The organism is Rhizobium sp. NPDC090275, assembly GCF_044772225.1.
GTDB lineage: Bacteria > Pseudomonadota > Alphaproteobacteria > Rhizobiales > Rhizobiaceae > Rhizobium.
Window position 1 is genome coordinate 794,595 of the sequence record NZ_JBIVYL010000001.1, and the last position, 17,737, is coordinate 812,331.

Below are 17,737 nucleotides of genomic sequence, written 5' to 3' on the forward strand. Positions count from 1 at the left end.
CCTCCTTAGGCGACGTCGATGGACAGCTTGGCAATGCCGTCAATCCCGCAATCGATATGGTCGCCACGCTTCACCGCACCGACGCCAGCAGGCGTGCCGGTCATGATCACGTCGCCGGGGGCAAGCTCGAACAGCTTGGAGAGCTCGGCGATGATTTCAGGCACCTTCCAGATCATCTGGTTGAGATCGCCATCCTGGACGCGCTTGCCATTCAGATCGAGCCAGACGCGGCCGGTATCGGGGTGGCCGAGCTTTGCGGCCGGGACGAGCGCCGAGACCGGGGCGGAATGTTCGAAGGCTTTCGCGAGTTCCCACGGGCGGCCGAGCTTCTTGGCGTCGGCCTGCAGGTCGCGGCGGGTGAAATCGATGCCGACGGCGTAGCCGTAGACGCAATCGAGCGCGTTCTCAATCGCGATATCCTTGCCGCCCGATTTCAGCGCCAGCACGCACTCGACCTCGAAATGCACGTCGTTCGAGAGCGGCGGGTAGGGGAAGTCCTTGCCGTCGGACAAGAGATTGTCGGCGTTCTTCTGGAAGAAGAAGGGCGGCTCGCGGCTTGGGTCGTGGCCCATCTCGATGGCATGGTCGGCATAGTTGCGGCCGACGCAGTAGACGCGACGCACCGGAAAGCGATCGGATGTGCCTTCGACGGGGAGGAGGACAGGCGCGGGAAGGGGGATGACGGTGCCGGCGGAAGAGGAGGTGGACATGGGACGGGGATGCTCTTGCTGTTTTCGTGAGTCCGGGCATCTTAGCCGCAAAAGCAAGCGCGGGGAAAGCGTGGAAGGCGGGCTCGCGGTACGCCCTTTCCGGCATTGCTGCCCTGCGCGGGGAAACTGGCGTTTTCGCGCGCTTTGGGGTATGAGCGCGGCATGACAACATCGCATTTCTACAAACAGGCGCTCGAAACGAAGCGGCCAGTCTTCGCCGTCGCACCTATGATCGACTGGACGGATAGGCATTGCCGTTATTTTCACCGGCAGATCAGCCGCAACGCGCTGCTCTATACGGAAATGGTCGTCGCCGACGCGATCATCCATGGGCCGCGCGAGCGGCTGCTGTCGTTCGACGCCGCCGAACATCCGGTGGCGTTGCAGCTTGGCGGGTCTGATCCGGAGAAGCTGGTGAAGGCGGTGGAGATCGCGGCGCCCTATGGCTACGACGAGATAAACCTCAATGTCGGCTGTCCTTCCGACAGGGTGCAATCCGGCACCTTCGGGGCTTGCCTGATGCTGACGCCCGATATCGTGGCGGATTGCATCCGGGCGATGAAGAAGGTGTCCTCGGTGCCGGTTACCGTGAAGTGCCGGATCGGGGTGGATGAGCAGGAGCCGGAGAGGGCTCTTCCCGATCTTCTCGACCGGGTGCTCGATGCCGGTGCCGACGCGATCTGGATCCATGCGCGCAAGGCCTGGCTCAAGGGCTTGTCGCCGAAGGAGAACCGCGAAATCCCGCCGCTCGATTACGACATCGTCTACCGCACCAAGCAGGCGCGGCCGGATGTGTTCATCGGCATCAATGGCGGCATCCAGACGCTGGATCAGGCGGAAGAGCATCTGCGGCATGTCGATGGCGTCATGCTCGGGCGGGCGGCCTATCAGAATGCCGGCGTGCTTGCCGATGTCGATCATCGCTTCTTCGGGGCAGAGGCGGAAGCCTTCGACTGGGAGCTTCTGCGCGACCGGATGATGGACTACGCGGCGCGGCACATCGCCGATGGCGGCCGGCTGCAGCAGGTGGCGCGGCATATGGTGGGGCTGTTTACCGGGTTGCCGGGCGCGCGGCGTTATCGGCAGATATTGTCGACCGACGCGGTGAAGGCGGGTGCCGGGCCGGAGGTGATTGCGGCGGCTTTTGCCGCGGTGGATTTTTCGGGTGTGGTGGAGGATGCGGTCAGCGCTTGAGGGGGTAGGCACGACGTCTCCACGGCACACCAAAACCCCACGCCGCCCGAAAGCCCGTGTTTCCACCATTCCAAACTTCGCTCGGACGGGGCGCTGGAAATCACCTCGATTGAGTAAGTAAGATATGGCGCTTCCCAGCGCCCCGTTCGGCGATTTTTATCCGCGACTCCGATCTCTCTGCCTTCTCGCCCAACTTCGCGGCGAGACCATGTGTGCCTCACAGGCACGTCCGGGCTCAACTCAGGCACCCTCTTGCGAGGGAAACCGCCGTCACCGGAGGGAGATCATTTTCCGCGAACCCGGACCGCGAGGTTTTGCGTCCTACCCTCACGCTCCGCGCCGATCCCGCCTCGCCGGCACGCCTGCCGGTGTATCCAATGACGGGACGCCGACAGTGTAGGGCGGGGTTTCGGCGCGGGGAAAATTGTGGTGATGATTTTTCGTGAATTGCTGATGTGAAACCTACATCATGCCGACAGAGCGGCGGTCACGCCGCCGCTCTTAGCCGACAACCCTACAAACTCCGGCAGAACGCCAGCGACGGCATGAAGAAATACTCGCCGCCCTTCATCGTCACCGCCTGCGGTGTCGCGGTCGTGGTCGCGGTGGTCGTGCCGCCCCATTCGACCGGACAGTGGATGTCGGGGCGCGGGTTGGGGCTTTGGCCGATCACGAGGTCTAGGCCCGGGGCGCCGGCGCCCGGCGGGACACGGGGGAAGCCGGGGTTGTTGGCCCAGGTCGATTGCGCGAACTCGAACTGCTCGGCAATATCGGCGTTGAAGGCCATGAACAGCAGGCCGACATCCTTGCTCGGCTTGTTTTCGATGCGGCCGTCATTGGGCTGGTCGGTGCGCACGCCATAGGTCTGGCCGCGCCGCGCCATGATGTGCAGGCGTTCGCCGTCGACGGGTTCGAAGCCGCCGGAGCCGCGCGGGTTGACCTTGCGGATATGGGCGAAGAACGGACATTTGGCGCCGTTGGGATCGCTGTCATAGTCGAAGTCGTTGGGCACCGGGTGGTGGTTGCCGTCGGAAAACTGGGTGGTGAGCGGCGTGCCGTCCTCGAAACGGCCGACCAGCATGGCGCCCGCCCGTTCTGCATCGTCGCCCTTCAGGTGCAGCCGTTTGGCCAGTGCCTTTTCCTGCTTCTTGAACTGCTTGACGTTCTGCTCGAGCTTGCGGAACACGAAGTAGCTGCCGAAATGCTTTGCCGGATCGGGGGCGGCGGTATCCGGCACGATCACGCGGTTCAGCGCGAAGGCGGGGTCCCAGTTGGTGGCGCCGTCGGCCGTCAGGCGTTCGTCGTCGATATCCTCGGTCAGAAACAGCGGCTGGCTGCGGCCGTCGACATAGCCGAAATGCTCGATGCCGTCGCCATTGCTGTTGTGCAGGCCGTGGCCCTTTTCCTCGCCGAGAATATGGACGCCGTGGCATGCCTGGATCAGGTGGCGCACCGCCGTCAGTGCCTTGTTGCGCGGGCCGGACATCTGGTCGCCGACGAGGATGACGGCGTGGATGGCGTCGCGGAAATGCGGTTCCCAGGTCGCGGGCGCCGGGTCGTTCAGGCCGGCATTCTTCATGCCGGAGCGGAACGAGGTGTCCGGCGGGATCTTCGGGGCGGGGATCTGCAGCGCCGTGTAGCCATCGCCGGTGAGGCCGACGCTGACATAGGGCGTGCCCTTGGTGCCCGTCGCCTTGAAGGCCTTGACCTCCTGAAGATGGGTCTTCGCCGATTTCAGGAGCGGCGTGCCTGTCGGCGGCTGCGACAGCGCCTTCAATAGCGCGCGGCCGCCGGCGGGGTCGGAGAACTTCAGGAACAGGATGGTCAGGAATTCGCGGGTGTGGGCCTTGACGATGTTCGGTTGAAGTTCGTCGAGCATCACGGCGGCGTCTCCCGCCGCGCTCTCCCATGAAAGCGGTTGGGTCAGATCGAAAGGCATGGCTCCTCCTCCTCGGGGCTGGTCGGCCTAGGATGTCTTCATACGCATAGCTGGAACTGCTCAGACCGACGGTTGATCTGCTGTTGTCTTGCTCAGGTCTAAAATCATCGATTTTTCGCAAGCGGTATCATCGCCGCCAGAGACTGGCGGGCGCATTGCCGGTATGGATGCAATCTATCTGTGCTTGCTTTTTATGGTTGCATATGCAACCTGACATTTATATCTCACATTTTGCTAATAATCGCAATAGCTATTTAGAAGCAGGTACTTGGCCGGAATTTTTGCGCCAGAATGAAACGCTCGCCCTTTGGTGGTCGCTTCTCAAACGGTTGCGTGTGGCGACGATAAGGCCCATCCACGGGCAAGGCGCGATCACGACAAACGTGATGGAACAAGGGCAGCGTTGCTGACGTTTCGAAAGCGCTGCCTGTCACAGCTCCACCCCGCCCATATCAGGGCGATCCCTCTCTTCGACGGCATCCGGATTTGCCCCGCTTCGCCGCCGCTTTCGGACGGAGGATCCGTTATGTCCGCATTGGAAAGCCTGCGCCGGCTGACGCCGCAGCAGCGCAATACCGTTATCGCCAGCTATCTCGGCTGGACGCTCGATGCCTTCGATTTCTTCATACTCGTCTTCGTTCTCAAATATATCGCCGCCGAATTCAAGACCGACGTTCCCGCCGTCTCGGTGGCGATCCTTCTGACGCTTGCCATGCGGCCGGTCGGTGCGCTGCTGTTCGGGCTGGCTTCCGACAAATACGGGCGGCGGATCACGCTGATGGTCAACGTGCTGCTCTATTCGATCTTCGAATTCCTCACCGGCTTCTCCACCGGGCTCACCATGTTCATCGTGCTGCGCGCACTCTATGGCATCGCCATGGGCGGCGAGTGGGGTGTCGGCGCGTCGCTGGTGATGGAGACCGTGCCGGAAGAGAGCCGCGGCATCGTCTCCGGCATCCTGCAAGCCGGCTATCCCTCGGGCTATCTCCTGGCCTCGATCGTGTTCTTCCTGCTCTTTCCCATCATCGGCTGGCGCGGCATGTTCTTCGTCGGCGCAGCACCGGCGCTGCTGGTGCTTTATATCCGCCGCAGCGTCGAGGAGAGCCCGGCCTTCCTGAAGCAGCAGCAGCGGGGACGCCGGCCGTTCCTGACGGTGCTCAGGGAGAATATCCCGCTGTTCATCTGGTCGGTATTGTTGATGACGGCGTTCAATTTCTTCAGCCACGGCACGCAGGATCTCTACCCGACCTTCCTCGAGACACAGCGCAACTACGACAGCTACACCACCGGTGCGATCGCCATCGTCTACAATATCGGCGCGATCTGCGGCGGGCTGTTCTTCGGGGCGCTGTCGCAGAGGATCGGTCGCAAGAAGGCGATCGTCATTGCGGCGTTGATCGCGGTGCCGGTGGCGCCGCTGTGGGTCTATGCGCCGGGTCCGGTGCTGCTCGCGATCGGCGCCTTCCTGATGCAGTTCTTCGTGCAGGGTGCCTGGGGCATCGTGCCTGTTCATCTCAACGAGCTTTCGCCGGATGAAGTCCGCAGTACCTTTCCGGGCTTTGCCTACCAGCTCGGCAATCTGCTGGCATCGGGCAATGCCACGATCCAGTCCGGCCTCGCGGCCCATTGGAACGGCGATTACGCCTATGCGCTTTTGATCGTCGCCGGCATCGTGGCTGTCGTCGTGGCCGTGCTGGCGGCGTTCGGCTACGAGAAAAAAGATGTGCGCTTCGGCTCGGAGGATGCCGGAGAGCCGCACCGCGCCCTGCGCGCGTGAGCGGCAAGGGGCGGCCTTTGACAATCTGGGGCTGCCCCTTGCACCCGTATCGATCGATATGTAGTCTACTTCAGGTAGGCTTTTGTTAACGTTGAGTGGCTAGCGCTTTTCATCGAGGCGGTGTTTGCACACCGGGCCTCGTCATCATCGTTCGATGGGTGCCGCAGTGAATTTTGCCTTTATGCTTCCGGTCATGATGTTGACCTTCGGCTGCACCTTCCTCGTCGTTTCAAGGTTCGGATCGCGCGAAGCCGGGCTCTGGGCCGCGGGTTTTCTCTCCGCTGCCGTCGCCTTCTCGGTACCGATGTTTTTCGCTTGGCTGCCGATCCCCGTTCAGGCGCTCAGCGCCGATGTACTCTTTCTCTCTGCCTTCTATTTCTACAGCGGCGCACTGCTGAAGCGCTTTCGCCGGCCGTCGCGTATTGCCTTGCGCCTCGGCGTCTGCGTCGTGGCCTACGCAGCGCTCGCCTATGCTGTGGTGGTGCTCGAAAGCCTGCCGGCCGAGCTCCTCATCAGCGATATCGCCTGCTCGGCCTTGCTGATCTTCGCGATCGGCTCCTCTTTGCGCAGGACGCGCAGGGCGATCGACCGCATTCTGCTCGGCGTTGCCTCGCTGATCGTGCTCGAAGCGATCGTCCGCAATGCCATCCTGCTGGTGATATTCTCGCCTGGGGGCGATTTGGAGAGCTTCGGCACCTCCACTTACGCGTTCGTCATGCAGGCGGGCGCGTCGGTCATAGCGCTGCTCTTTGCGCTTTCGGCGCTGGCTGCAACGACGCTCGACACGATCGAGCGCTACCGCGATGCGGCCGAGAGCGATTCCCTGACGGGCCTGCTCAACCGGCGCGGCTTTGAGGAAACGGCGAGGCGGCTGAAGGCGCGCGGCGCGTTGAAGGGTGCGATACTTTTATGCGACATCGACCACTTCAAGCGGATCAATGACACGTTTGGCCACGCCGCCGGCGACAGCGTCATCGCCGGCCTTGCCGAGCTATTGAAAGCGCGCCTGCCTGAGGGAGCCTTTGCCGCGCGTTTCGGTGGCGAGGAGTTCGTGGCGTTTCTGCCGGGCGCGGAGCTCGCCGATGGCGGCAAGGTCGCGAATGCGATCCGGCTCGCCTTCGCGGCGGTCGGACAACCCGATGTCGCCGGTGTCGGCAAGATCACCGCGAGCTTCGGCGTCGCCTGCGTGGCATCAAGCGACGCGTCGCTGACCGAAACGATCGGCCGCGCGGACGCAGCCCTCTACGCAGCCAAGGATGCCGGGCGCAACCGGGTGATGCTGGAAGGCACGCCGGCGCGCGAAGCGCCCGCCATTCACGTGGCGTCCTAGGCTCGCGTTACCTTCGGTTCGGCGTCGTTGAGCTTTGGCGATGCGCGCGGCGCGATTGCCTCGCGGCCGAGCATGAAAAGCGCCAGCGCGAAGAGCGCGACACCGCCATGCACCCAATAGGCGAGGCCATAGCCGCCCCGGTCGGTCAGCCATCCGGCGACCACGTTGCTCAGCGATGCACCGATGCCCTGTACTGTCATCACCGCGCCGAGGCCGACGTTGAAGCGGCCGGTGCCGGCGAGGATCCGCTCGGCCGCGATCGGCGTTGCGATGCCGATCAGGCCGGCGCCGACCCCATCGAGAAATTGTACCGGATAGATCGAGCCGAAGCTCGGCACGCTGCCGGCGATCGCGCCACGCAATGGTAAAGCGCAGAGCGCGATGATGAAGACGGATGCCAGGCCGAAGCGCCTGATGAGGAAAGGTGCAAGCAGCGCCATTGCGATCATCGACAGCTGCGACACGCCGGTGACGATCGCCGTGGTGCGAAAGGGCGTGCCGAGCTGGATGGAGAAGTTCTGGGCGATCAGCCGGCTCATTGGGGCATTGCCGAAGTGGAAGACCAGCAATGTCAGCGCCAGCAGAACAAGACCACGCGAGTTCGCCAGCACCGAATAGCCGGAGGGGCTGGCTGTTGTGGCCAGTCTTTCGTCCGGGTGGTTGGCGAGATCCTTGTCCTTGGTTAGGCCACGGGCCACGTCGTTGTCGATGTCGTCGGGGCGGATCGCCAGCGTTGCGATGATCGCGGCGATCGCTGTAACAAGCATGAGGCCGATCACGCCGTTCAGCCCCCAGACTATGGTGGCGGCATAGACGCAGGCGAGCGAAAAGACGTTGCCGGCATGGTTCCAGAATTCGTTGCGGGCGACCTGTTGGGAGAATGCGCTTTCGCCGACGAGGCCGAGCGTCAGTCCCATCAGCGCCGGGCCGATCACCGCGCCGACGATCGCGGTCATCGACTGGCCGCCGAAAACCGAGGCATTTCCGGGACTGGCAAGCGTCCAGAGTGCGGCCGCCGTGACCAGCGTCACCGGGATGACAATCAGCAGGCGCTTGTGCGACGAGGCATCGACGAGGGCTCCGAACAGGGGCGTGGCGATCAGGCCGAGAACGCCGCCAAGGGTTGCCACGATACCCAATGTCATCGGGCTCCAGCCGTGGGTAGCGAGGAAGCCATCGAGAAAGGGGCCAAGGCCGTCGCGGGCGTCGGCGAGGAAGAAATTCAGCACCGCGAGCGCCACCAGCGAGCGACCGGACAGACCACTGTTCGAAACTGAGTTCACGCCATGTCTCCGCCAATGGGCCCGTTGACCCGAGATCGCCAGAGGCATCATTCGGGCTGCCTGGCTTCCGGTGCTGCCTCAAACGGCCTGTCCGGTGAAATGTTCCGGTTCGCGTGAGGTTCTGACGCCTTGGCGACGATATATTTCGCGGAGGCGGTAGGACCTCTTGAAGCCTTTTCGTTCAGCGATACATGCTGGCGCCAGCTTCAACTCTCGGGAATCACACATGCCCTTTGCCCTTAGCCCCGCGGCCATCTGGCCGATCGTCATGCTGCTTGCCTCCAACGTCTTCATGACATTCGCCTGGTATGGGCATCTGAAGCACAAGGGGACGGCGATTTTCGTCGCCATCATCGTCAGCTGGGCGATCGCGTTTTTCGAATACTGCCTGGCGGTGCCGGCCAATCGCATCGGCTCGGCGGTCTATTCGACGGCGCAGTTGAAGACGATGCAGGAGGTGATCACGCTTCTCGTGTTCTCCGGTTTCTCCGTGTTCTGGCTGGGCGAGAGCCTTACCTGGAACCATGCGATCGGATTTGCGCTGATCGCCGTCGGGGCGTCCTTCATCTTTCGCGGATGATTGCGGTCCCGCCTGATGGGACCGGGTAAGTCCTTGAATTACAAATTGTCCATGTCACGTCTCTGCCTCAATTTCCGACGGTTTTGACCGCAGCCTGTCACCATCCAGGGATATGGAGGTGACAGGTCATGAGTCTTTCCTTTCCGACGATGGCGGCCATCCGCTTCGGCTACGGTTTTCGGCCGGGCGAGGTGGCGGCGCAGAATAAAGACGACCTGTTGAAACAGGTGAACGCGGATGCGCGGGCACCGGTCGCGTTTCCCGTCGGCGGTATCGAGCAACGGCACCAAGTGATCGCAGAGTTGCAGGCCAATCTCCGTGATCTCAGGCAAAGCGGCGACGATGACCAGGCGCGTCGCGAGCGGCGCAAGGTGTTGCAGAAACAGGCGCAGCGGGCCTTCCAGCAGGATGCGAATGCGCGATTGCTGCAGGCGGTGATGTCGCCCAACGGTTTTTACGAGCGGCTTTCCACGTTCTGGACCAATCATTTTTCCACCAGCGCCAACAAGAGCCTGCCGATGCGGCTGCTCGTGCCGCTCTACGAGGCAGAAGCGATCCGGCCGCGTATCGGCGGGCGCTTCGCCGACCTGTTGCGCAGCGCTACCGAGCATCCGGCGATGCTGATCTATCTCGATCAGGCCGAATCGCTTGGGCCGGATTCCAAGGGCGGCATGCGGCAGAAGAAGGGGCTCAACGAAAACCTCGGACGCGAATTGCTGGAGCTGCACACGTTGGGGGCTGGCAGCGGCTATACGCAGGCCGATGTGCGGGCCGCCGCCATGGTGCTGACCGGGCTGACGATCGACCGGCAGGAGATGGACATGGCGTTTCGCCCCAACATCGCCGAGCCCGGTCGTCACGAGGTTCTCGGCGTCAGCTATGGTGGCGACAGGCGGCGGCCGGGCGATTATCTCGCCATGCTCGACGATCTCGCCGCCAATCCGAAGACGGCGGCGCATATCTGTCGCAAGCTCGCGGTGCACTTCGTTTCCGATCAGCCGGATGACGGGCTGATCGCCGCGATGACCGGTGCGTGGAAGAAGACCGACGGCGATCTCAGGGCTGTCTATGGCGCCATGCTCGACCATCCCGCCGCCTGGGCGAACGAGGGCGCAAAGGCGCGCCAGCCATTCGATTTCGTCGTTGCCGGTCTCAGGGCGATGAATGCGGGCTCCGGCGATGGCACCGTCGTCGCTTTCTTCAAGGACAATGATCAGGATGATGACGAGCAGGCTATGGGCGCGCAGGGGGCCATGACTCCGAGCGCTCCCGATATGGGCGGCGCGATGAATGATGGCGCAAAGGCCGATATGAAGGGCGGAGATACCGCTGCTGGCGGCGGGCCGTCGATGATCGATGCCGGCGACGAGGACAGGGCGAAGCGCCGCAAGGCGATGCAGACGGCGAGGGCGCTCGGGCAGGGAGCGCTCAGGCGCATGGGGCAGCCGATCTGGTTGCCGCCGAGCCCCGCCGGCTTCGAGGAGAGTTTCTCGGCCTGGATCACGGCCAGCCAGTTGGCGGAACGGCTCGGCTGGGCGCGGCGGGCGACCGCGCAGTTCGGGCAGGGGCTCGATCCCCGCGAATTCCTGAAGGCAACGCTTGGCGATGCCGCGCGCGACGACACGATCCGCGTCGTCAGTCAGGCACCCAACAAGACAACCGGCCTGATGCTTGCGCTTGCGTCGCCTGAGTTTAACCGTCGATAGGAGCTTTGAAATGACCGATTTCACGCTATCGCGCCGCGGCTTCCTTGCTTCCGCCTGCTGCCTCGCGGCGGCCCCGATCCTCACCCCCGTCACCTTCGCGTCGATGCCAGGGGACAAGCGCTTCGTCACCATCGTTCTGCGCGGGGCGATGGACGGGCTGGCGCTGGTTCAGCCTTATGGCGACGCTGGCTTCGCCGCGTTCCGGCCGACGCTGGCGCTGACGCCTGAGACTGGGCTTATCGATCTCGACGGGCATTTCGGCCTCCATCCTTCGGCGGCCGATCTGATGCCCTTGTGGCGCAGCCGCGAGCTCGCCTTCGTGCACGCGGTGTCGACGCCCTATCGCGACCAGCGCAGCCATTTCGACGGGCAGGACATGCTGGAATCGGGCGGCGAGCATGTCTCGGAGGAGAAAACCGGGTGGCTGAACCGGGCGCTTGCCGTCATCCCGCGATCGGATGCGCGCAAGGCGATCGACGTCAACACCTCGACGGAGCTGATCCTGACCGGGCCCAACAACGTCGACGTCTGGGCGTCGGATTCCAATCTCGGGCCTGCCCGCGACGAGACGCAGTTCCTTCAGCGGCTTTACGCCGGCGACCCGGCCTTTGCGAAGGCGATGGAGGAGGCGACGCGCGCAAACAGCGCATCCATGGTGGCCGAGCCCGGCGGGCCGCGCGGGCAGAAGGTGGCGGATGTGGCGGCCCTTGCCGGCAACATGCTGAAGGGCGATTATCGGATCGCCAGCTTCTCGATTACCGGCTGGGATACGCATGTCGGCCAGATCGGCCAGTTCAAGCGTCCGGTGCAGGATCTGACGGAGGCGATCACCACGCTGAAGTCGACGCTGGGGCCGGATATCTGGTCGAAGACCGTGGTGCTCGCGATGACCGAATTCGGCCGGACGGTTCGGGAGAATGGGTCCGGAGGCACCGACCATGGTACGGGCGGCTGCGCTGTTCTGGCGGGTGGCGCGATCAATGGCGGCCGCATCCTCGGCCGCTGGCCGGGCATTGGCGATCAGCAGCTTCTCGACCAGCGTGATCTGGCGCCGACCGCCGATGTGCGGGAGATCGCCGCCGCCATGCTCTACCGGCAGTTCGACGTGAGCATGGATGATCTGACGGCCAAGATATTTCCGGGTGTCACCTTCGACAAGGGATCGCAGTTCCTGCGGGCGTGAGCCGGCTGGCGGGTTTCGCCGGGCTCAACGCTCGACGAAGGCGCGCAGGCGTTCCAGCGCGTCGTCCCACTGCCGGGAGACGCCGTCGAGATAGGCGCGCATGATATCGATGCGGTCGCGGCGGAAGCTGTAGTGGCTTTCGCGGCCGACCTTGATGCTTTCGACGAGGCCAGCTTTTTCCAGAACGGTCAGGTGCTTGGTGATCGCCTGGCGCGTCAGCTCCGTGCCGCCGGAGAGACCGGCGATCGAGGACTGGTGGCCGTCGCTCAGTGCGGTCAGCAATGACAGACGGGTGGGGTCGCCGAGAGCCGCGAAAAGTGCGGCGGCGTCTCGGCCTGCCGTGGTGGCGCCAAAGTTCGGCATTTGCTCAGCGTTCGACATGGGCCTTGATGTTCTTGATCTGCTCAGCCCATCCGCCGTCGTTCATGCGGAAGGCTTCGGCGCGGCGGTATTCGGGAACCTTGTCGAAGCCGGATTCGGTGATGGTCAGCCGGGTGCCCTTCGATATCGGCTCCAGCCGGAATTCGACCAGCGTCGGGATTTCGGCGGAATAGTCTCTATCCGGATCGACCGCATAGGGGAGCCAGGTGAAAGAGAACAGCGTCGGTTCCTCGATGCGCTTGACGGTGACCGTCCAGCGGAGGTGCTCGTAGCCGGGATAGAGGATCTTGCCGGTGGCTTCCTCTCCGGCGACGAAGGGCGCGTCGATCTTGACGCGGAACCATTCGCCGAATTCACGGTAGTCGCTGATGGCCTGCCACACGCGGGCAACAGGGGCATTGAGTTCAATGGTCTTTTCGATGCGATCGGACATATTGGCAACCTCCTGGTTGCCTTTTTATCGCTCGGTTCGTTGGGAAAGGCAACCGAAAAGTTGCCTTTCCTCGTTTTGGTCTATTCGGCCGGAACCGGCTTCGGCTGGCCGTTCTCGTCGAGCGCCACCATGATGAAGGTGCCGGCGGTGACTTTTTCCATCTTGTTGTAGCGGGCCCGGGTCGCCCAGGCCTCGATACCGAGGGTGATCGAGGTGCGGCCGACGCGTTCGATCTCAGTATAGATGGACAGCGTATCGCCGATCTTGACGGGCAGGGCGAAGGCCATCTCCTTGACGGCGGCGGTGACGACACGCGCCTTGGCGCGCTCGGCGGCAGAGATGCCCGATGCAAGGTCCATCTGCGCCATGACCCACCCGCCGAAGATGTCGCCGGCCGGGTTGGCATCGGCGGGCATCGCCATGGTCCTCAGGGTCAGCGTGCCTTTCGGCTTGGGGTCTTCAGTCATTGGCGCTCCTTCTGAAGGCAGATTTTCGGGTCGATTCCTGCGGACCCTAGCGTATCGGCCGAAAAACCGAAATCGGAGCGTTCCGACAAAAGTGTCGCGCCCTCGCGACCACACCTCTCTTTGAGCTCCGCAGTCGTCATTCGATCGCCGTCAGCGAGCAATCCTGCTGATCTCGCTTGAGTTTTCGCCCTCCGGTAGTAAGGTCGCGGTGGGACATTGAAAATGGGGGCTTTCGATGCGGCTTTTGGCGATGGGTGTGGCGACCGTGGGCCTTGCGCTGTTTTCCGCTCTCTCATTCATGCCTGGACTGGCCGCTGCGGCCGATTTCGACAACAGCAGGATCGCGCCGGAGCGCGAGTGGGCCGTCATCGTCAGCCCCTACGTGTGGGCCGCATCGCTGAATGGCAGCGGATCGCTGGCCGGCTTCGATACGGATGTAGACGTTCCTTTCTCCGATATCTTCGACCATCTCGATTTCGCTCTCATGGGCAATATCGAGATCACCAATGGCCAATGGGGCGTCTACTTCGACGGCCAGCATGTGAAGACCAGCCAGGACGAGCAGGTGTTCTCACACGAGATCGGGCTCGACATCACCACGACCACCCTGTCGGCCGGCGCCTTCTTCAAAGCCTATGAGGCGGTTCTCGGCGGCGACACGGTGTTCGGCAAGCCACGAACGCTGTCGATCGAGCCGACGGCCGGCGTACGCTGGACGAAGCTCGAGGCCGATGTCCAGGCTTTCGGCCTTCGCGCGTCGAAGAGTTCCGACTGGACCGATCCCTTCGTCGGCCTGCGGATGAATGCCGATCTCACCGAACGCTGGAACCTGTTTGCCGAGGCCGATGTCGGTGGCTTCGGCGTAGGGTCGAGGGTGAGCGTCAACGCGCAGGCCTATCTCGGCTATCGCACCATGATGCTCGGTCATCCGACCGTGCTCAGGGCAGGATACAGGCTTCTCTACCAGGATTACGAAAACGACGATTTCACCGGCGCGAACAAGTTCAAATGGGACGTCAGCCAGCACGGCCCTGCGATCGGGTTTTCCATGCGCTTCTAGCTTCCGCGATCACCGATATTGGAGAAGCCCCGTGTCTTCGAACCGCCGTCCATCTCGCTCACGCGTCCGCACGGTCGCGACCGCCGTCATCGCGTCCGCGCTGCTTTTCGCCGATGTCGCCGATGCCTGCACCCGCCTAGTCTATCTCGGCCCCGATGCGAACGTCATCACGGCGCGGTCGATGGACTGGAAGAGCGATATCACAACCAATCTCTATATCCTTCCACGGGGCGCCGAGCGCAGCGGCAAGGCCGGGCCGAATTCCATTCACTGGACCTCAAAATACGGGAGCGTTGTCGCGACCGGCTATGATGTATCGACCACCGATGGGGTGAACGAGGCGGGGCTGAACGCCAACCTCTTGTGGCTGGTCGAATCCGAATATCCGCCCTTCGACAAGTCTAGCAAGCCCGGCCTCACCATCGCGGCCTGGGCGCAATATGTGCTCGATAATTTCGCGACGGTTGACGAGGCCGTGGCGGCGCTCAGCCAGGAGCCTTTCACCGTTGTCACCGACAATGTGCCCGGCGAGAACCGGCTGACGACGCTGCATCTTTCGATGTCCGACGCGACAGGGGATAGCGCCATCGTCGAGTATATCGGCGGCAAGCAGGTCATCCATCACGATCGCAAGTATCAGGTGATGACGAATTCGCCGATCTTCGAACAGCAGCTCGCCTTGAACTCATATTGGAAGCAGATCGGCGGAACCGTGATGTTGCCGGGAACGAACCGGGCAGCCGACCGCTTCGCGCGCGCCTCATTCTACGTCAACGCGATCCCCAAGGATGAGAGCCCCAACCGGGCGCTCGCAAGCGTCTTCAGCGTCATCCGCAATGTCTCTGTGCCCTACGGCCTCAACACGCCGGAGGAGCCGAACATCTCCTCGACGCGCTGGCGCACCGTGTTCGATCACAAGCGCAAACTCTACTTTTTCGAGTCGGCGCTGACGCCCAACACCTTTTGGGTCGACCTGAAGGCGATCGACTTCGCCAAGGAGACCGGCAAGGTGAAACGGCTCGACCTCGGCGAGAGCCAGGACCATACCTATTCCGGCAACGCGACATCGGAATTCAAGGATGCCAAGCCCTTCGTCTTTCTTGGCCTGGGTGAGTAGAAGGCACGCGGGGCAGGTCTTATCTTCGTCTGAGATCGCCGCCGGTCGTTGCGGCTAAAGGTTGGGGAGTTGCATGAGGCGTCTGCTCGGTGGTCTTTTTCGCTCGCTGTCGGTGATCGGGCTGGTGCTCGCCTTCGCCTTCTTCGCCGCGTCGCTGACGCCGACGCTGATGCCGCGATCCTATATCGTTCAGGGGGCGCTGTCGGGTATTTGCGCGGCCGTCGGCTATCTCATCGGCGTCGCCGCCGTCAGCCTGTGGAAATATCTCGAACTGCCTTATCGTGGACCGCTTCTGTCGCAGAGGATGGCGGTGCTGATCTGCGGGTTGATCGTGGCCGTGGTCTTCCTCTGGCAGGCGGCCGGCTGGCAGAACTCGATTCGCGAGCTCTGGCATATGGAGCCGCTCGAAAGCGCCGAGCCGTTCAAGCTCGGGGCGCTTGCCTTCGTCGTCTTTCTCGTCGCGGTGCTGCTGGGACGCCTGTTCCTGCTGACCTTCCGGTGGATCTCTGCCCGCCTTGATCGCTTCGTGCCACGGCGCGTTTCCAATGTCATCGGTTTCGTGATCGCGGTGGCAGTGTTCTGGTCGGTGGCCGAAGGGGTGCTGATGCGCGGGGCGCTGCATGCGATCGATTCCTCGATGCAGCGGCTGGATGCGTTGATCGAGGATAACGTTCCGATGCCCGCCGATCCGGCCAAGACGGGAAGCAAGGCGTCTCTGGTCGCATGGGACGGACTTGGGCGGCAGGGGCGGCATTTCGTGGCGTCGGGGCCGAGCACTTCCGATATCGGCGGCTTCTGGAAGGGCGAGGCGCGCGAACCCATTCGCGTCTATGTCGGCCTCAACAATGCCGATACGATCGAGGCGCGCGCCAAGCTTGCTCTCGAGGAGCTGAAGCGGGACGGAGCGTTCGAGCGATCGATGCTTGTGATCATCGCGCCGACGGGTACCGGCTGGGTCGATCCGGCGGCGATGGATACGCTGGAATACCTGAAGCAGGGCGACGTCGCGAGCGTGGCGCTGCAATATTCCTACCTCTCGAGCTGGCTGTCGCTGCTGGTTGAATCGGAATATGGCGCGCAGTCGGCAAAAGCGCTGTTTCGCGAGGTCTACGGATACTGGACGACGCTGCCGCACGACAAGCGGCCGAAGCTCTATCTGCATGGCTTGAGCCTGGGCGCACTGAACTCGCAGCTATCGGCCGATATCTTCGACGTGATCGCCGATCCGTTCCAAGGCGCTCTGTGGAGCGGCCCGCCGTTCGAGAGCCGGATGTGGAATGCAGTGACGGCAGGGCGCAATCCACAATCGCCGGCCTGGCTGCCGACCTTCCGCGACGGCTCGATGATCCGCTTCACCAACCAGGAGAACCATCTGGACCTCCCGGATGCAGCGCAATGGGGGCCGATGCGGATCGTCTATCTGCAATATGCAAGCGATGCGGTGACGTTCTTCGATCCGCACTCCTTCTATCGCGAGCCGGCATGGATGCAGGCGCCGCGCGGGCCGGATGTTTCGCCGAGCCTCAGGTGGTTTCCCGTGCTGACGATGTTCCAGCTGCTGTTCGACCTGATGATCGCCACGACGTCGCCGATGGGCTACGGCCATGTATATGCGCCCGAACATTATATCGACGCCTGGATCGCCGTTGCCGGATTGACGGTCGATCCCGGCGAGGTGGCGGCGCTGAAGACGCGTTTCGCGCAAGCGGCCGCTCAAGGCGGGAACGACTGAGGTCGGGTGGCGCGGTGGCGGTTTGTGTCGGTTCGACTGTTCATAAGCGGGAATATGATCGTGATTAACCACGTTCATTATGGATTCGTTTAGGCTCCCGTAGCAGTTTGCGCCGGAGTGGCTGGGAAACCACATCTTTGAGGTTCAAACTGATGACCTATAGCGGGTTGCTTCTTTCCGCCGTCGTTGCCGGCCTGATCACGATCCTTGCGATCGGCAGCCGTCCTGCATCCGAAACCGCGTCCAACTGGCCGCAGATGGAACTGACGAAGACCGATCGCATCGTCACGGGAAGCGTGCCGGCGCGGTAATTCTCTGCGATCCGGCGAAGCCGCTTTGGGCGGCTTTGCCAATTCATCAAGACTGACTCTGCCGGATATGGCTCCACTACAATAAATCACTCATTTGTTTTCATGGGTGGCGCAAGTAAACGATTAATTTACGGCAACCTAAGAGAGTGGGGTATTGAAGGCGTTACCCGATGAATAGCTCCACACCTCGTTACGATGTAATTTGCGATCCGCTCGACATGTGGATGGTCTGGGACCATCAGGCAGAAGAGCCCGCATGCTTTGGCGGCCAGATCCTCAACGGATTGACCGAAGGCCATGCCGTCGAGGTCGCCAAGATCATGAACGAGATCTACGGCAGCGGCCGCCCGGTTCGTCGCGCCGCGATCAACTTGTCCGACGACAAGGATCTGCGTTACGTCAGCTGACGCTGCGGTTCCCGTCATGCTGTTCGCAGCACCTCTTTCCTGCCTGACAAGCGCACACGTCGCCGATCGGTGACTATCGCGCGCCGATCCCGGATTTTTCGCCCGGATTAGGGCTTTTGTTTCAAAC

The 17,737-nt window shown here is 62.7% G+C and carries 17 protein-coding genes; 11 read left to right on the top strand and 6 right to left on the bottom strand.

What is annotated here, in order from left to right; translation table 11 throughout:
• Window positions 1-5: 5 nt before the first annotated feature.
• A complete protein-coding gene (locus tag ACIQUB_RS03805) occupies window positions 6-710 on the bottom strand; it encodes a fumarylacetoacetate hydrolase family protein (protein ID WP_113236200.1) in 705 nt (234 codons plus the stop codon).
• Between the two features lie 162 nt (window positions 711-872).
• Between ACIQUB_RS03805 and dusA the strand changes: the two genes are divergently transcribed.
• On the top strand, window positions 873-1,904 hold the full coding sequence (dusA, locus tag ACIQUB_RS03810; protein ID WP_113236201.1) for a tRNA dihydrouridine(20/20a) synthase DusA: 1,032 nt from the start codon (window positions 873-875) through the stop codon (window positions 1,902-1,904).
• 514 nt (window positions 1,905-2,418) lie between these two features.
• Here dusA and ACIQUB_RS03815 read toward each other — a convergent pair.
• Window positions 2,419-3,843, bottom strand: coding sequence for a hypothetical protein (locus tag ACIQUB_RS03815; RefSeq protein ID WP_113236202.1), 1,425 nt, complete (start codon window positions 3,841-3,843; stop codon window positions 2,419-2,421).
• A gap of 526 nt (window positions 3,844-4,369) precedes the next feature.
• On the opposite strand from ACIQUB_RS03815, the gene ACIQUB_RS03820 reads away from it, so the two are divergent.
• Window positions 4,370-5,620 carry an MFS transporter gene (locus ACIQUB_RS03820; protein ID WP_113236203.1) on the top strand — a complete coding sequence of 417 codons (1,251 nt, stop codon included), beginning with the start codon at window positions 4,370-4,372 and terminating at the stop codon, window positions 5,618-5,620.
• 166 nt (window positions 5,621-5,786) lie between these two features.
• Window positions 5,787-6,950 (top strand): diguanylate cyclase, encoded by a 1,164-nt coding sequence (locus tag ACIQUB_RS03825; RefSeq protein ID WP_402928701.1) that lies wholly within the window; start codon window positions 5,787-5,789, stop codon window positions 6,948-6,950.
• Here ACIQUB_RS03825 and ACIQUB_RS03830 read toward each other — a convergent pair.
• A complete protein-coding gene (locus ACIQUB_RS03830) occupies window positions 6,947-8,233 on the bottom strand; it encodes an MFS transporter (protein WP_113236205.1) in 1,287 nt (428 codons plus the stop codon). The two genes, ACIQUB_RS03825 and ACIQUB_RS03830, sit on opposite strands and share 4 nt — an antisense overlap.
• Before the next feature lie 226 nt (window positions 8,234-8,459).
• On the opposite strand from ACIQUB_RS03830, the gene ACIQUB_RS03835 reads away from it, so the two are divergent.
• From ACIQUB_RS03835 to ACIQUB_RS03845, 3 genes are all read left to right on the top strand, one after another.
• A complete protein-coding gene (locus tag ACIQUB_RS03835) occupies window positions 8,460-8,813 on the top strand; it encodes a DMT family protein (RefSeq protein ID WP_047512340.1) in 354 nt (117 codons plus the stop codon).
• Between the two features lie 128 nt (window positions 8,814-8,941).
• Entirely contained in the window at window positions 8,942-10,519 is a 1,578-nt protein-coding gene (locus ACIQUB_RS03840) for a DUF1800 domain-containing protein (RefSeq protein WP_113236206.1), read from the top strand.
• 10 nt (window positions 10,520-10,529) lie between these two features.
• A complete protein-coding gene (locus ACIQUB_RS03845) occupies window positions 10,530-11,702 on the top strand; it encodes a DUF1501 domain-containing protein (RefSeq protein ID WP_113236207.1) in 1,173 nt (390 codons plus the stop codon).
• Between the two features lie 24 nt (window positions 11,703-11,726).
• Here the strand turns inward: ACIQUB_RS03845 and ACIQUB_RS03850 are convergent, their stop codons facing one another.
• The 3 genes from ACIQUB_RS03850 to ACIQUB_RS03860 all read right to left on the bottom strand — a co-directional run bounded on the left by ACIQUB_RS03850 (window position 11,727) and on the right by ACIQUB_RS03860 (window position 12,983).
• Window positions 11,727-12,065: a metalloregulator ArsR/SmtB family transcription factor gene (locus ACIQUB_RS03850; protein ID WP_113236264.1), complete on the bottom strand. Its 339-nt coding sequence runs from the start codon at window positions 12,063-12,065 to the stop codon at window positions 11,727-11,729.
• A gap of 4 nt (window positions 12,066-12,069) precedes the next feature.
• Window positions 12,070-12,516 carry an SRPBCC family protein gene (locus tag ACIQUB_RS03855; RefSeq protein ID WP_113236208.1) on the bottom strand — a complete coding sequence of 149 codons (447 nt, stop codon included), beginning with the start codon at window positions 12,514-12,516 and terminating at the stop codon, window positions 12,070-12,072.
• 80 nt (window positions 12,517-12,596) lie between these two features.
• On the bottom strand, window positions 12,597-12,983 hold the full coding sequence (locus ACIQUB_RS03860) for an acyl-CoA thioesterase (RefSeq protein WP_113236209.1): 387 nt from the start codon (window positions 12,981-12,983) through the stop codon (window positions 12,597-12,599).
• 235 nt (window positions 12,984-13,218) lie between these two features.
• On the opposite strand from ACIQUB_RS03860, the gene ACIQUB_RS03865 reads away from it, so the two are divergent.
• The 5 genes from ACIQUB_RS03865 (at window position 13,219) to ACIQUB_RS03885 (ending at window position 17,610) form a co-directional block, all read left to right on the top strand.
• Window positions 13,219-14,043 (top strand): hypothetical protein, encoded by an 825-nt coding sequence (locus ACIQUB_RS03865; RefSeq protein WP_402928705.1) that lies wholly within the window; start codon window positions 13,219-13,221, stop codon window positions 14,041-14,043.
• An 88-nt stretch (window positions 14,044-14,131) separates the two neighbouring features.
• The gene (locus tag ACIQUB_RS03870) at window positions 14,132-15,160 is read left to right on the top strand and encodes a linear amide C-N hydrolase (protein WP_402928739.1); all 1,029 of its coding nucleotides are present in this window, start codon (window positions 14,132-14,134) and stop codon (window positions 15,158-15,160) included.
• A 73-nt stretch (window positions 15,161-15,233) separates the two neighbouring features.
• On the top strand, window positions 15,234-16,892 hold the full coding sequence (locus tag ACIQUB_RS03875; RefSeq protein ID WP_113236212.1) for an alpha/beta-hydrolase family protein: 1,659 nt from the start codon (window positions 15,234-15,236) through the stop codon (window positions 16,890-16,892).
• A gap of 137 nt (window positions 16,893-17,029) precedes the next feature.
• Window positions 17,030-17,203: a hypothetical protein gene (locus ACIQUB_RS03880; RefSeq protein ID WP_155947803.1), complete on the top strand. Its 174-nt coding sequence runs from the start codon at window positions 17,030-17,032 to the stop codon at window positions 17,201-17,203.
• 170 nt (window positions 17,204-17,373) lie between these two features.
• Window positions 17,374-17,610 (top strand): hypothetical protein, encoded by a 237-nt coding sequence (locus tag ACIQUB_RS03885; RefSeq protein ID WP_026283371.1) that lies wholly within the window; start codon window positions 17,374-17,376, stop codon window positions 17,608-17,610.
• Window positions 17,611-17,737: the final 127 nt, after the last annotated feature.